We start from the raw sequence: 15,398 nt of genomic DNA on the forward strand, positions 1-15,398 counted from the left end.
GATCTACTGTTGCCTCGTCTCCCCTTTGTGGAGCATAGAGCTTCGTTATTTTCCTGAAAAGAGGAGTCAAGAAGCCTTTCTCTCCCTTTCTCCTTAAATATGTTATGTTGACACCACTTAGATCATAGTCATTAAAACTTTCTCTCAGTACCAAAAGTTTAGCCTTGGTTACTCTACTCTCCTCTACAGCTATCCTTGCAACTCCACCGTTCCACAATACCCTGAGTACAATGGTGAAGAAACTCATGCGATTACAAATTTACATGTATGGAATAAAACATTTAAGATAGAAGCTCCTACTTCCTCCTCGCCATAGTTGGCGAGATTTTAGGCCCCTTAACCCATAATTTTCGAAGTATATTCGACTTCTAAAAGCAGAACGTAAGTACTAATTATAAATTTAATATTTTAAGTTTTTATTTTTATCTCACGCGTATGTATTATATTTCTGTTCCATATCTATCTATTCTTTAAATTCCCCAGATTTTACAAATGGTTAGTATTAGATCTTAAATATTTTTTAAAATTCCGACTGTTATTATTATAAATTTTTAATATTTCTGAAAGTAAAGAATTGATGTATATTTGAATTATTCAATTTAAGCCACTTAAAGATGAAAAATTTTTAAGGAATCATAGAAGAGTAGAATATATTAGATTTAGATAGAATATATTTAGCGAGTAGTTAATCATCGCTCATTTATGATTTTTTAATGAAAAACATTATTATTCAGGATTGACGAGTATTATTCTATATCAAATTACCAGTTATATATGCATAATGGTTAATAACAAATCATTTTCGTAGTACGAATTCTTTGTCACAGAGATGGGGGGTTAAGGGGAGGAAAGCCTCGCCAAAGTGAACGACTGCCCTGTATTTAAATACTTCTATTTCTGAAATTTTGTTAGTGATACTAACGACGCTCGTCTTCAGGTCGATTGAGGGTTTAATGGGATTACATGATGGGCTAAACAATACGTCTTTCCTCTTAAGGGACTAAAACGTGATTCATGAAATCCCCTTTTCAAATGGAGAGCGGATCCCTGATCCACAAGGTTGTCCACCAAATGTAATCATGAATCGGTGGTGGGAATTATGAATCTTGGGAGGGAATCCTCGTCCTACCAGATAGACAGAGTAGACATAGACGCGATCCACTACAGACTGGTTAATTAGTCACAAAACAAGGTTTTAAGACCTTTTTAGGTGAGGAGAAGAACACAGAGAAGTCAGGGTATTTAACGACTGGGACACTGTGAGGTTAATCATACACGGTAGGTTAGAGTTAGATTTAATGAACATAACAAAGTGCACGGTTAACCAAGCCTTAAGCGAATAAATATCTCCTATACCTCTGTCATCACATACTCAGTCACCTCAAGTACTACAGCAATAGCGTTTGTTCATGTTCCAACAACTAATGCAACAACCTACACCCATAAGGACAACTTGTTCGTTTTATAGTTTTTTACTTCAATTTTACAACCGCCCAGAATTAAGACGTTTACTGACTGCTGGCGTTCAGGGTTTCCTCTCCGAGGTTGGAGCACATATCCTGCTATATATAAAGGGAAACCAAATCATCTATATCGAAGGTAGACCTCAGCCATGATTTTTTCTCTTCCTCATCTTACGATTGTATTTTTAATAAAATCTAAATGGAAATGCTTATAAATATCTTGATAATGATATATTATCTATGAGCTATATTGAAATAGAAGCATTAAAAAGGTTAAAGAGTGCAAATCTAATCTTGATTATAACTCCGATACTAATTGCAATTGGGATTATTGCAGGAGTATTCGGTATAGTATCTTTAACCGCGGGAGGGTCAGCGTTTGGTAGTCCACTACCAGCTTCTAGTGTTGTAGTAGCTTCAGTAACTACACTAGTATTAATAGGAGTATTACCTCTAGTGGGCATAATATTAGGGCTTATTGCAATCCTTAAGCTTAGGGGCGGATTTAAAGACCTTAAGTCAGTTTTCCCAGAGGCCGGAATAGGCGCTAGCGGAGGACTGTTATTACTTATAGGGTACATAGTGTTTATATTATTCCCGTTAGGTATTATATTGGCAATACTGACCAACAACCCTGGTCTTCTGATCTTACAGTCAGTTGGACTGGGATTGGGTGGGATAATATACTTTTTGGGTGAAATTTTAACTGCAATAGGATTCTACAGAGTAGGTAATAGGTACAATGAAAGCTTAGTGAGCATAGGAGGTATATTGACTATCTTCTTACCTTTTATAGGCTATATTCTGAACTTTATAGGACTAGGGAAAATAATAAACAGATTATCAATGGGACAACAACCTTACTCACCTCAACCTTATCAGCAAAGCACTTTTCAACCGAGTGGGATGCCTTACTCGCAGCCACAACCAATGAGTCCTCAAGCTCCACTACCAATTTACCAAACCGGTCCCTTCGCCGTCCTAAGGCCAGATGGTAGTATGACGTTCCAAGTATACTCCTCTCAACCCGCCCAGTTAGTAAGCGCAAGAATAGAAGACACTGGTAATACTACTACTACAATAACACCTAACTTCATACCACCTAACCAGATAACTAATGTGACTGTAAATTTCGGATCTATTCAAATAGTGCCCGGTAGACAGTATAGAATTATAGTAACTGCCGTTATAAATAATTCATCTATTCAATTTCCAGTTTACGCAAATAGTTAAAGCTAATAGAAACATTGAAATGGAATTTCTCTCTCTAAGCGAATTTTCATAAGGCTGTTAATAACATAAATAAGTCTTAACTGGTTTTTTAATCTCTAATTAAGAAAATTTTCCAGACCTAATTATTCTAGCACATAGAGCAGATATCTGAGAGAGATTGCATGAGTAACTGACTTTCTCCCCTCTCTGGAAAGTCTTCTGTATTTCAGATCATAAAATCGCTTTACGAATGTTAGAATTGTATTAAACTTTTCATTATTATATTAGGAATATAGATGTAATTGATAGAATAAATCTCTACATAGAGAGAAAAATTTCTACACAACATCTCTTCAAAACTTATCGTGATCATTAATTAATACACTCAGTTATCTGAAATATGTAGCTGATTAGATAAAACGTATTCCTTGGCCAACATTAGCTTAAAGTTTTTCATCAAGATATATCCCTAAAGTCCTCCTGAGCTTGTCGGAAAAAGATCCACCAGAAGTCCCCCCGGTATACTCAGTTCTCTCTATAGTAATTCCCATGTTGTCTTAACTGAACTCTTTCGAATTCTGTACAGCAACGAGAATGTCATAATCTTTTACGTCAATACCATTAACTGAAAACGGGTCTTAACCTTCAGAGATATCCTTGTTACATAAATCGACATAACTAGTGAAGTTGCTTTAATGACCTTATATAGAATTTTTAAGAAAATAATTTTGTTTATTTCTATATATTTAATTAAATAAACAATAAAATTAGAAGGAGTTCGATATCGTAAAATGTAGAATTTTTCTTGTTTTAGTAATATAAAGTCCTAAGTGAATAAAATTAGGTATATATAAAGTTTATCACGATTAGACTTAATAAGATATATCTACAAGTCTTTAAGCGATGCGTCAGATAGCGAAATTTTATCATATCTTGTATAAAGAAGGTAGTATTAGCTTATTTAGTAAGAGGGTATTACCCGTTTATGATCTCTTCCCACAAAGCCTAAAGAACCCATAAAGTTTATATATCTCTCCATTCACTAGAAAATCTAGAGATAATATGAAGTATAGACTAATCGGAACTGGAGCTAGTAATTCTCTCGTAATGGGAATAGTAGTAGTCGTATTATTAATCTTTGCTGTAGCTGGATTCTTTCTATATCCTATAATATTTCATGAGACCCCTAAGACCGTGACGTTAACTCAGCTAAATACAATTACCTCTACTTCTACAATTACCTCTACTTCTACCGTCACATCAACAGTTACAAATACGTATGTCTCAACGACGACATCAACCATATACCTCACTTCTACCGTCACATCAACAGTTACGGTAACGCAAACGCAAACTAAAGTATCTTATGGAACAACCCCTAACAATATTGACATATATAATGCACTCACCACTACTTTAGGTAACGGTTACGAAGTCACGCTCTTGAATGGCACTAACGCTAGCGGTATGCTAATGTTCGGCAATGTGGGAGATCCTCAACTGTTCATAAATTATAGTTTCTTGTACTTTATACAGAATGGTGACTTAATTGAGGTTTACCCACCAGGTAGCACTCAATATTGGGGTAATTTGTCTTTAGATTTAGGAGTCTTACAGATAGTTCCCGCCGAATATCATGTAGCAGCGGCACTAGTGGCAAACACCACAGGAATTTATTATACTGGTGGGAATTATACAGTAATGGTCATAGGGACTTTTTCTCATGGCGGTGCAAGATTTATACAACCTTATCCTGCTGACGGGTACTCAATTATGCTATTTGTAACACCACCTAAACCCTTAATTAACAATACAGCATACTACACAAATGAGTTATTAAACGTAGGTATGCAGGGATGGAAGGTCAAACTTTCCGGCGAAATATACTATCCTTATTCCATGACTCCATACATAGTTGTACAATGGGAGCCTTATTGGAATGTAGCCAGAGACCCATGGACTACTGGAGAGTTTAATGTTTGGGTAGTTCACCCCTCGCCTAACGGCACTGTAAACGAGAGCGATATTAAACTGCTAGTTGGTGGAGGAGGTAACGGGTTTATAGAGGGTCTTAGCCCAGGTGATCTAATCGAGATGAAAGTCACATATGACGGTTACAATAATACAATCTATGCTGAAGTTGTAGATCTCAATACATCAAGTACAATAACGCTAACTCTACCTTTGTACTCTAATTTTACAATCCCTCATGCAGGTAATTATTGGACGGAAGTTAATGCAGGAACTGGGAACTCTTACTGGAATTGGGGAATAGTATATCTCAGCGTGTTTAATAACGTGTACGTTCAAATAGAAAAAGTTTAACGTAATAATTTTTTTAACTTTATTTAAGCCTTGTAGCATGGTCAAAAATCTAAACAAAGAATTATTTACATCACAGTTAACTACACTCTATGATTTTTAGACTTATCTCTAGTGAAGTGTTAAGTAATTAAATATGTACTCCTTCTCTACTTATTATGACTATTATCACTCTCCTAATGTTAGCTAATAAAAGTTACTTCATCACAGTAAGAAATATAATATCATTTCATAATTTCCTTATCAGATTATGATACAATTTCCTCAATGTGTTTAAAGAAAGATAAATTTATATAATTAAAATTCTAGGTCTAATCATATGGTAAAAGTATGTCCTAGATGCGGATATGTAAATGACGATCTGGCCACGCAGTGTGTGAGATGTGGATTCCCACTACAACAGCCTTTTCAACCTAGTCCTCAATCAACCCCTCCTTACTATCCTCCAACTTATCCTAAGAAGAAGAGTAGTCTTCCAATATTAGGCGTAATAATAGCTGTTATAGTTATCATTGCTGTAGCAGCAGTTTTCTTCTACCCTTCATTTTTGAAGAAGCCTATGAGTAAAAACGTTATTACCATACCCGGTGTAACTACATATACAAAAACAGTGACTTCATCTACATCAGTATTGCCCCCTTATACGACAAGTACAACTACTCAAACGCCTATTTCACCCCTATCTTATACAGGCTCAGCAATATCCTTTAACGGATTAGACCAATACTTTATAACCCCTGAATTTAACATAACTGTTAATGGAAGAAACATTACTGTAGGACTCTTTAACTATGTTGCAATGAAATATGACGCTGAAACAATAGCTATCAGAGCTTACTTAACCCCTTACACTCAAGGTGTAATAATCGGCTTATCAAAGAACACCCTCCCCTTCAATACTCCCTATTCAGGTTGGTCACCTCTGGTGTATATGAGTAATGGTCAATTGATTATCGCTGACATTAACTCAGTTGGTGGGTTTACGTTTCTAGAGACCGGTGTAGGTAATTCCATACCTACTCCTAACGGAGGAGAAGCGGCTATGGCAGTTGCAATACCGCAGCCAGGTTTTTACTGTATCGTGTTTGAAGAATGGACTGATAACAGCGGTACGTATGTTGCGGGATACATTAATGGGCAGTTGATAGGAGAGTTCTATAGCACTTACACTAACGCTTCCTCCCTATTTGGTCAAATTGGTCCGTATAAGTATAACTTCGTGGGCATAGCATTTACTAAGCAGTGGCCTCAGACAAATTACCAGTGGTATCCATTTAACGGTTCTATAAGCGACATAATTGTATATCCCTCTGTGCTATCTCAGTCCCAGATAGAGCAGCTAATGAGCGGTACCACGCCAAAGGGATATCTAGTGTATTATAACGCACCAAACGTTAATTATTCACCAAAGGTGGGCGAATGGTATCCGACATATAGCTATCTTGATTACCCATTGGTAGCAGTAGGCAACCCAATCGTCATCACTGAATAACAAATCTTTTCTATAATGTATTAAGTTTTTTAATTTATTTCTAGTAGAACTAGATTAATGTCCTTTCTTATTTTTCAAAGGGTCAACAATTACCTGAGATGCTTACATGTCTAACAGTAAAAAGGTTTATAGCTCCTAGTAAAGAGATTAAAACATGCTAATACTTCTTATTTTGCTCTTCGTTTTATCAAAAAATTACGTTAGCATGCTAACATGAAATCTACGGTTTGGCTTAGTGACCAACTCCCATGTAACAAGTTAAGCTGTAACATACCGTCACCTATTGTCAGTATTGAGTACCAAATAGCGGTTCAGTGTATTATTTGCAAGTTAGAGTAATAATAGATGACCCGTTAACGACACCACTATTCGACCTACGTTTAGTATTTAAAGACAGCTCTTGGTGCTAAAGAAAATGTATTGTTGTTAATCGATCTTAGTTCTATCTTAATAAAAACCATATATTACCAGATTTAATACCAAGTTATTTATTGCTTTTTATATAAATTATAAATGAGTTGATGAAGGGAGTTGAATTTTTAGTTTAAGATAGCGAAGATATGAAGAACGTTTCATCTAAACGTAGTATGTCGTAGCTAGTCTTGCTTATAAACGGATATACGCGAACCGAAACTTATACCCCATATCAACTGAGGATATACTATCATCCGTTCCATTCCACCTACTCCTAAGTAACCGTAAATATGAGTAATAAAAAGAATGAGAGCTATTAATGACATAAAACCTAGAATGGTCCAGAGATAAAATCTGAAGTAAATAGAAGAGACTACAGCTGTAATCCCACCAGAGAGGAAAGTAAACAAAGCTGATATTAAGTGAGGAAAACCGGTGTTCTCAGGAAATATTCCTACTAACGTAGAGCTTAACCCTATAACAAATAATAGAATGGACAAAGTCCTTATATCGAGCGAAAATGATGCCACCATTATCAATAAGCCCATCAATATTATTGAAGTGTTAAAGAGTATTGCAGTCTTGCCTACTCCTAAGTCACTAATATAGTTAGAGTGGACGGAATAACCAGGATAAAGTGATTCACTAATTATCATTAATAATAGGAATTGAGAAACTCCTAAGAGGATCAAGTATCCTGCTATTTTTGTCATACTTTACACTATATTTCGTCATTAAAATAAATCTCTTTAGTTTTCACATACAAAAATTATATAACAAAAAAGATAACATTCTAGTTCTCCTTCAATTTAGAAATAAATATTTAGTGTCTCTTTCTTAATTTACACAAAATTTTCATCTTTTTTCTACGAGATACTATAAAATTCTTTCCAGTTATTTCTCTAGCTGAGAACGAACTAGTATTTGTTAGTGTTCACTCGTGGCGTAACTATCCTTACTTTTAATTACTTTTAATTCTTCCAATGCATCCCTCTCAAGGATTTCGTTGTAGTTCATCAACTTTATTAGAATCAACTTGTTTAATTTTGAGTAAGTTTGAAATGGGTAAGAATACTAGCACCAGGTTTATGGTCTTAAGGTATTGCTCTTCCTTTCCCGAGGGATTCTATGATTAGGTTAAACTCACCTTGTAGTTTAACTCTATCATAAGTTAAACTTTAATGATCGTTAAACGAAATACCTCTTATGGAGGTAAAAGTTCACAAGAAAGGGATTATAGTTATCCCCGCTGAGGTTAGAAAGAGGCTCAATATTAAAGAGGGTTCTGTCATAGAGTTAGAAGTTGAGGGTGATAAGATTATTTTAAAACGTAAATTAACCCTCTTGGACGCATACGGCATAGATAAAGAGATGGGAGATTCTGCTGTAAAAGAGTTGGAAAAGCTGAGGAAAGGGGAATTTGAGAAGAAAAATTCTGTTTGATACGGGTTTTTTCCACGTATATTTTTCTGGGCTTAACGAAGAAGCTAAGAAAGCTGTGGGAGAGGTTTATACAAGTAAAAGTGTAGGTTATACTCTAGACCTTAATTTAGCGGAGTTCCTTTATACTTATGGCAAACTTAAGGGGATAGAAGAAGCTAATGTTAGACTTTCCTTAATCCTGAATTCCCCAATAAAGATTGTCAGTACTAATAAGGAACTCGCTTTAAGGGCAGGTGAGCTCAAAGTTAAGTACCAAAACCTTTCCATAGTGGACTGTTTTCTAGCAGCCTTTGCTGAAAAAGAGAATGCTGCAATTTACACTACGGACTCTGAGATTGGAAAAGTCTATAAAAACACAATAATTCTACGCAGTTGAGAAATATCCCGAGTGTGAATAAACTTATTTCTCGAGGAAAAGTTGTTATACCGGAAGCTCCCCTTCAGGAAAGGGCGTTCAGTATTAAATCTTTCAGTCAAATTTCAAGCATAGTATTAGCTAACATTCCAAGGTGAATTCTTTCAACTCCTACAAGTGGTCAGGTAAAGTTGCTCAGAGGAGATGAAGCGATGAGAAGAGCTCAACTTATATTATGGAGAGAACAGTTGAAAAGTCAATCACGGCATTTTCTTCACCCACATCTTTGCAGAATGCCTTAACCCTAACCTACTTGGCAAATCATTAGGTAAAGAATATTTCCCCTTACTAGTCTTATCCACGAAGCCGTAAGCGACCAATGTTTTTAATAGTTCATAAAGCCTTGAATCCCCAATACTCTCTTTATATAGGGAGTTCATGACATCCCTAATCTCACTAAGACTCCCTTTATTACCCAATCTCGAAAGCGAAAGTATAATTTCTGCATAACGTTTAGGTGAATTAGAGTTACTCAAGAACCTCGTAAACTCTTTAGAAACTTGTTTCGCCGCTTCCTTTACTATAACTCTAATATCAATAGGGTGGGTGTGCTTTACAGAATAGGAGTAACTCCTTCCGAATAGGGCAAGCCATCCTGGGATCCCGTCGAAGAGCCTTACAGCCTCATCAATAACCTTCTCATCGACTTTAACATTCTCCTCTTCAAAGCCCCTCCTTAAGAACTCCTTAGACTTAACCTCATCAAACCTCTCAAGTTTTATCCTAAAGAACTTTCTACCGTAGAACGGTTTCTCCTCCTCAACTTGATTTAAAATCTCCTCGGCTACCCCAATAAAGCTACCAGAAACTATTACAACCGTGTTTTCGCACCATTCGTAAATATCATGAAAGAACGAACCTATATCAAACCCCTTAACCTTTTTAATGTTCTGTACTTCATCTATGAATATTACTAACCCTTTCTTATTATCCCTAGCAATCGAGTCCAGAGCCCTAATGACCTCATCAACGTCTTCTGTCTTAAACTCTCTTAGTTTAACTCCAATTTTAATCCAGTTTAATTCTAGGATGTCTTCCGGATTTATACCTAATCTATTTGCAATAATTTTGGAAACTTTTCCGGCAAAAGTGTGTTTCCTTATAACTTCCGCCGCTCCTTCCAAAAATAATTTTGAAAACGTTTCCATAGGGTAGGACTTTTTACTCCCTAGCTTACCCAAATTGATAGTTAGAGTAACGTAATCTGGAAGTTCATTGAGCGTTACTTTTACTAAACTCGTTTTACCTATCCTTCTAATCCCCAGTACTGCTGCAAAGTCATTATGTGTAATTACGTCTTTTAATTCCTCAATTTCTCTCTCCCTATCAAAGAAATCCTTCCTCTCTGTTTTAGGCCTTGTATCAAAGAGAATTTTCCGCCACCGGAATTATTCCGGAACCGGAAATTTTAAGCTTTATAACCCTAAGACAGTGCTTTTAAGCTATTCAACAATCTCGGTATCGTAAAAGGTTTTACTACATAATTAAGACGCAACCCTAGGAAGGCATTAATGCTGACTCTCTCTTGTAGAACGTATTATTAGTTAGTTATGTGTAATATAACCTTACTGAGAGTAGGACTTAAAGCTTGTTGAGGATCTTAACTTACTCAGAACGGAAGTTAGCTAAGACGAATAACAACGTAATCTTCTACAACCTCAGTACAGAAAACATAATCAAGCAAATCCCCATATACGGTATACCAGTATCAGTACTGTTAGACTATGCCACCAGAAACGTTTACGCTCCAGTAGAGAATCGGTTATTAAGTCAATTTTTCCCTCTCATATTTAACTCACAAGACGGACTAGTTATGACTTAAATTATACTTAATAATAATGTTTCAGTTGGAAAGGCACAAGTCTTAAAAGCACCTATCGATGTGCATAGGGTAGATGGACATTAAACTTGGATTCCAATCCCTTTTTCAGAAACTCGCTATTAGGGAGTGATAGTTGACGTTTACGAGTTAATGTTTGCAAACGATCCAACTTTTTCTTAAGGCTTTCAATCTAAGAATGCCGGTTGTCACAAAACTACATTGCTCTCACTTAACTAGAATTAATGTTTAACACGGTTTTGTACCACCGATTACCGTGTAATGACTTGAGTCTTGTCCTCTTACGTCACTCATGTTTACAAGTGGTCTGTATTACATGGCACACAATTGAATGCCTATAACTAGGTCGTTATGGAACTCTGAATAGATAGATAGGTTTAGAAAAGTGTAATAATAGTAGTCCTTAGGAGGAAAATAGTAAACATCATTTTGTCGCTTTTGTGGTGGAAGGACCAAGATTCCTACATCCCCAAGCCATGAAAAATTTTCGCTCTAAATACTAAGAGATTCCATCGTAAATTTGAGTACTCCCTTGACCTGCTGATTGTGTTGAAAGTACTTGAGTATATTCAAATTTTGAATTTCCTCAACAGCTTCTGAGTTTTTAACTTCGAGACTGGTTAAACTGCGCCCCAAATCGTATGACGCTTGTTTTTTCGCCTTGTTGAAATACGTTTCACATGGAAGTACCGAGTGCAGTTATTGTAACTTCTATTTCTTTACCTTCTACATTAGCTGTCAGGACTATAGTGTAGATTTTATTAGGTATGACATGAATTCTTCCGAACTCAACAGTGACGTTGGTCACGGTTCTAGGGCTCAAAGTCTGCGGACTTATCCTATCAGTAGAGTGGTTAAAATCTTCAATTCTGGCCGAAATTAATGTGGCTTTGTGTTGCGAGTATAGCTGTAAATTCACAGTACCGTCTTTCTTTATGTACGTCGTGCCCAAAACCCTAATACTCTCATCTTCAAAGCCTGTCACGAGCTCAGGTGTAGGTTGTGTATTTGATGGAGTCTGAGTTTGTTGTATTGTCCTTGTTGATAGGGAGACCCAGTTTTTAACCCCACCCCCGAACAACAACTTTCTCGAGGCACCGTTGATCCCTACAATCCCTAATGCAAAACTCAAAGCTGCAGATATTGGAAATAAGAACGATGTTACGTCACCAAGTTCAGTTAAATTGGGAGGTAATAAGAAGTAAAAGTAATTAACGAAACCAATTATACCGCTTAAGACCAGAAGGGAACCTGCGTAACTTATCCAACCTTCACGGTAATATTTGCTGAGACCAGAGAACTTTATACCGAAAATGATTAGCCCCAGAATTTGGAAAAAGCTGGTTATTACGTATAATCCGAAAGGTAATATGCCCCATTGATTTAAGGTTAAACATTGATTATCCCCGAAGAAGTAGATATATGCTCCCGCGATATCTGGGATTAAGGACTGGTTCTTTTCTGGTTCCGGTGTGCCGAATGAAAGTGCCACAAAAATAACATAAACTATAAATACGAGAATTCCGATACCGAAATAAGCACCGATACTCCGACTCCACATTCCTAAACCCCTAGCTTTTCCCACTTGGTTATTTATAGAAGATAATGTGTTGTAAGCACTTCTTATGTTAGATAATGCTTTATCTGAATAGGAGTACATATATCCTAATACAATTAACATGAAGAAAAGGAATGCACCAGTCACGTAAGCGAGTTCAGGGATATTCCCTGAAATTCCACCCATCAAGTACGTAGTGCTATAAATGTAAACGTATTCCAAGATAAAGTAAATTAGAGTTGATAGAGCCCATTTAATACCCCCTTTAAGTCCGACTTTCATAATTTCCAATGCATCGCTCTCGGAATTAATGTCTAACTTCTTACTTGAAATAGCTCTATCACGTGTATCATCGCGGTACTCAGCAAACTTAATTCTGTTAGTATTTTTAACTCTCAATAGAGGAGATAAGAAGTGATTTCCAATCATCATTTATTAAGAACGTTTACGGCTATTTAAAATTTTTAGAATTCAATTACACTTGTTCAATTGTACTAAGGTGTAATTGCTAATATTAGTTGACTTTAACGAGAATTTATTTAACTCACTCCAACATAGGTTTTAAAATCTCTTTGTAGGAGTTACCAAACAATCGGAAGTATATACAGTTAATAATGATTAAGGTTTCCTTGTCACACAAAAGTACAAATTTATTCTTTTCTGCATATTCAATTCGAAGTCCAATTTTCAAACTTTCAACTGCGAGTTTATCCACACTTTATATAACTTCCTCAGTGTTGGGAGTTTGCGTCTAGGGTAAATCTCTATCAATATCTTTAGATTTTAAATATTTGTAAGAGCCGTATTGACGCTACTTATATGAATATATTTCTTAAAATTAATACTATCAAATAAAAGCTGAAGAAGTGAAGGTTGTGTACTTTTTAGTTACTGTTGTTGGTTATCATCTGCATGACTGTTTTTATTACTAGTGTTTACTCGTGGCGTAACTTTTCCTTACATTTAATTACTTCTAATTCCGTCACGCACTTCTCTTAAGGGATCATACACAGTCACCCTTAACTCATTGGGGCTAGTCGAGGGAAACGCCACTACCCTTCCATCCACCTTTCTTGCCAAGTTATGAGGAGCAATAGAATATCCCTTTCCAAAAGATCTTCACCGCTTTCCAAGTACCTAGCGTTCACCTTCTGTACTTTTACACCCCCCAACCCTCATGAGCAGTGCCCGTCATCAGTTAGGGGGATCATCACTGAAAACTACTTCGGTCATACTATATAAACACGACTTGTCAAAACGATATTTAGAAGTGATTAAAAATAACGAGTAGTTACGTAGGAGCGTTACAGTCTTAGCCTCACCAAAAATCTCTTCCATTACAGTGTTAAATGAAGCCCTACCGGAAGGCCCACCGGTTGAAGGAGCCGGAAACACTGGCTACATATCTCTTACCCCCGCTAACTACGATCAGGTCGAGGAACTAACTCCTCCAAGACCTGGAAGGGCAAGACTTTCAATCTTTTGCAAAATAGAAAGGAAATAACCTAGTTAGGCTTTCCTTCAACTTCCTTTATAGATTAAGCCTGAAGTCCTAAAAGGAAGGGAAAAAGACGTAGTATTAAAAATAAGTGATTAATATTAAATTCCTACAGACTGCCGGCTATTTCAGAAGCAATACTCTGTGCTTGTGACAAAGTAGGCGATATGTTGATCATTATAACTCCTATCTCTTCGTTTGTCGATGCTTCGCCATACGTCGCTAAAGATGTGAGGTTAACCAATCCTAGCTGCGAAACGTAACCTGAAACCGGCATTGTCGATATAAAACTTCGATTAGTAGAAGACAAGAAGTAATAGTCGAACTGGTTGAATGAACCTATCTGTAAATTTATACCATATTTAGACACGTTAGCTGATAAAGAGGAGACAAAACTAGAGAGTGTGGAGTTTGTCAGGATGTAATTAGTGAGGTTATAGGTATAGTAAGCAGGGTTTGGCGTAGAGTTGTAATAGACTCCCACACCTATTATTAGGGTTTTTTCTCCGTTAATTGTACCATTAACTACTACGAAGTCTACTTTGGTAGGGAGTATCACAAAGCTAGGTTGAAATTGATTGTTATTACCTGAGACACTTAAGCTGGTATAACCTAGTACACTTAAATAAGTTAATGATAAATCCAAATAACTTACAGTTACTTTCTCACCGTTCAATAATGTCACGTTATATTCACCATTACCTATGTAAACAGCTACACCAGTGTTAGATTTCATTACAGACCAAGAACCGCCAAAGTCTTGTTGTGCTGTAGCTGAAACTTGAGCTAACGCTCCTGCTGAAGGAGATGCTAGAGCGAATAATAAGACAACAATTATGACCAGTGCTACTAAAGCACCTAGAAGTCCACCGAGTATCTTAAAGCTGAATTTCTTACCTGAAGGCTGGTTTGGAGGAAATGGTTGTAACGGGGGTTGAGGAGTAGGATTACTCGTAACAGTAGGTGTACCTTCTAATAACCTGAGAGGTGAGCCGCATTTAGGGCAGAATTGGTATTCGTCTGGGTAATCTATCCCACACTTATCGCATCTTTTAGTCATTTGGCAATTGTAGAATTTATAATTAATAAAATTAGTTGGATCATCCTGAGGAACAGAGAAAAGCAGTATATTATCTTAAAAAAATAGAAATTAGAAAAAAGCATTAAATTAGTCGATTTTAGAAGTTTTCTGACTTTCATTCCATAAGTCTAACTGGTGTAATAATATCATAATCGTTAATTCATCTGACGTTTCATTACTTTTAGAGACAATAAGGTAGAACTCCTTTTCATCCTTCAGTAATTCCGATATCATCTTTATCTTTTTGTCCGAGAGCCCGTAATACTTGAACAACATATTTAGAAGATAAGGAAGTCCTTAAATTAAGCATGTTTCTCCTGAGCGAGAATGAGATTATGGACAAGAAACACGTATTTATCATAATTGTAAGGAGTGATGAGCATGAGAAGATTGCAAGAGCGTTTTTAGAAAAGACTAAACTCCAGGTTACTGCAATACTTGTTAGAATGCACGCAAATAAACAAACTTTTTCTTATTAAACTGGAGTGTGGACAACATTTTCACTCATTTGAAATATTTACATTTATTATCACACCCTTTTATCTAACAAATACACCGGGCAGTAAAGGATGTTATAGATAAGGAAATAGGTTGCGAACCACCTCTCGATCGTCTTTGCGTTAGAGTTCCAAGGGAAGTGTTTGTCCATTGGTGAAAGCC

At 36.3% G+C, this 15,398-nt stretch carries 13 protein-coding genes and 3 pseudogenes; 8 read left to right on the top strand and 8 right to left on the bottom strand.

The genetic code is table 11. The features are described from left to right. Nucleotides 1-247 (bottom strand): annotated as a pseudogene (locus WIW89_RS10235) (glycosyltransferase family 1 protein); the annotation flags it as partial. Nucleotides 248-1,703: 1,456 nt separating this feature from the next. Between WIW89_RS10235 and WIW89_RS10240 the strand changes: the two are divergent. The 3 genes from WIW89_RS10240 to WIW89_RS10250 all read left to right on the top strand — a co-directional run bounded on the left by WIW89_RS10240 (nt 1,704) and on the right by WIW89_RS10250 (nt 6,489). Next, complete coding sequence (locus WIW89_RS10240) at nt 1,704-2,696, top strand: DUF973 family protein (protein WP_337720688.1); 993 nt, start codon at nt 1,704-1,706, stop codon at nt 2,694-2,696. A gap of 1,041 nt (nt 2,697-3,737) precedes the next feature. Further along, a complete protein-coding gene (locus tag WIW89_RS10245; RefSeq protein WP_337720689.1) occupies nt 3,738-5,000 on the top strand; it encodes a hypothetical protein in 1,263 nt (420 codons plus the stop codon). Nucleotides 5,001-5,316: 316 nt separating this feature from the next. After that, nucleotides 5,317-6,489 carry a hypothetical protein gene (locus WIW89_RS10250; protein WP_337720690.1) on the top strand — a complete coding sequence of 391 codons (1,173 nt, stop codon included), beginning with the start codon at nt 5,317-5,319 and terminating at the stop codon, nt 6,487-6,489. A gap of 596 nt (nt 6,490-7,085) precedes the next feature. Here the strand turns inward: WIW89_RS10250 and WIW89_RS10255 are convergent. Next, nucleotides 7,086-7,616 (bottom strand): DUF998 domain-containing protein, encoded by a 531-nt coding sequence (locus WIW89_RS10255; protein WP_337720691.1) that lies wholly within the window; start codon nt 7,614-7,616, stop codon nt 7,086-7,088. Between the two features lie 493 nt (nt 7,617-8,109). Here WIW89_RS10255 and WIW89_RS10260 point away from each other — a divergent pair, with 493 nt between their 5' ends. Next, nucleotides 8,110-8,346 carry an AbrB/MazE/SpoVT family DNA-binding domain-containing protein gene (locus WIW89_RS10260; protein ID WP_337720692.1) on the top strand — a complete coding sequence of 79 codons (237 nt, stop codon included), beginning with the start codon at nt 8,110-8,112 and terminating at the stop codon, nt 8,344-8,346. Then, nucleotides 8,324-8,722 (top strand): type II toxin-antitoxin system VapC family toxin, encoded by a 399-nt coding sequence (locus WIW89_RS10265; RefSeq protein WP_337720693.1) that lies wholly within the window; start codon nt 8,324-8,326, stop codon nt 8,720-8,722. The genes WIW89_RS10260 and WIW89_RS10265 overlap by 23 nt, the downstream gene beginning before the upstream one ends. Nucleotides 8,723-8,961: 239 nt before the next feature. On the opposite strand, the gene WIW89_RS10270 is transcribed toward WIW89_RS10265, so the two are convergent. Then, on the bottom strand, nt 8,962-10,134 hold the full coding sequence (locus tag WIW89_RS10270; protein ID WP_337720700.1) for an AAA family ATPase: 1,173 nt from the start codon (nt 10,132-10,134) through the stop codon (nt 8,962-8,964). Nucleotides 10,135-10,349: 215 nt separating this feature from the next. Here WIW89_RS10270 and WIW89_RS10275 point away from each other — a divergent pair, with 215 nt between their 5' ends. Then, entirely contained in the window at nt 10,350-10,583 is a 234-nt protein-coding gene (locus WIW89_RS10275) for a hypothetical protein (RefSeq protein WP_337720694.1), read from the top strand. 694 nt (nt 10,584-11,277) lie between these two features. On the opposite strand, the gene WIW89_RS10280 is transcribed toward WIW89_RS10275, so the two are convergent. Together WIW89_RS10280 and WIW89_RS10285 are read right to left on the bottom strand one after the other, a co-directional pair. Further along, nucleotides 11,278-12,591 (bottom strand): DUF973 family protein, encoded by a 1,314-nt coding sequence (locus tag WIW89_RS10280; RefSeq protein WP_337720695.1) that lies wholly within the window; start codon nt 12,589-12,591, stop codon nt 11,278-11,280. A gap of 503 nt (nt 12,592-13,094) precedes the next feature. Next, nucleotides 13,095-13,357: pseudogene (locus WIW89_RS10285) on the bottom strand (IS200/IS605 family accessory protein TnpB-related protein); the annotation flags it as partial. A 144-nt stretch (nt 13,358-13,501) separates the two neighbouring features. Here WIW89_RS10285 and WIW89_RS10290 point away from each other — a divergent pair. Next, nucleotides 13,502-13,663: a hypothetical protein gene (locus tag WIW89_RS10290; protein ID WP_337720696.1), complete on the top strand. Its 162-nt coding sequence runs from the start codon at nt 13,502-13,504 to the stop codon at nt 13,661-13,663. Nucleotides 13,664-13,766: 103 nt separating this feature from the next. Here the strand turns inward: WIW89_RS10290 and WIW89_RS10295 are convergent, their stop codons facing one another. Both WIW89_RS10295 and WIW89_RS10300 read right to left on the bottom strand, forming a co-directional pair. Next, nucleotides 13,767-14,717 (bottom strand): zinc ribbon domain-containing protein, encoded by a 951-nt coding sequence (locus WIW89_RS10295; RefSeq protein ID WP_337720697.1) that lies wholly within the window; start codon nt 14,715-14,717, stop codon nt 13,767-13,769. A gap of 108 nt (nt 14,718-14,825) precedes the next feature. Next, complete coding sequence (locus WIW89_RS10300; protein WP_337720698.1) at nt 14,826-15,014, bottom strand: hypothetical protein; 189 nt, start codon at nt 15,012-15,014, stop codon at nt 14,826-14,828. A gap of 59 nt (nt 15,015-15,073) precedes the next feature. Here WIW89_RS10300 and WIW89_RS10305 point away from each other — a divergent pair, with 59 nt between their 5' ends. Continuing rightward, nucleotides 15,074-15,217 (top strand): hypothetical protein, encoded by a 144-nt coding sequence (locus WIW89_RS10305; protein ID WP_337720699.1) that lies wholly within the window; start codon nt 15,074-15,076, stop codon nt 15,215-15,217. 21 nt (nt 15,218-15,238) lie between these two features. Here the strand turns inward: WIW89_RS10305 and WIW89_RS10310 are convergent. Next, nucleotides 15,239-15,398: pseudogene (locus WIW89_RS10310) on the bottom strand (IS6 family transposase); the annotation flags it as partial.

This window comes from Stygiolobus sp. CP850M (assembly GCF_037389425.1).
GTDB lineage: Archaea > Thermoproteota > Thermoprotei_A > Sulfolobales > Sulfolobaceae > Stygiolobus.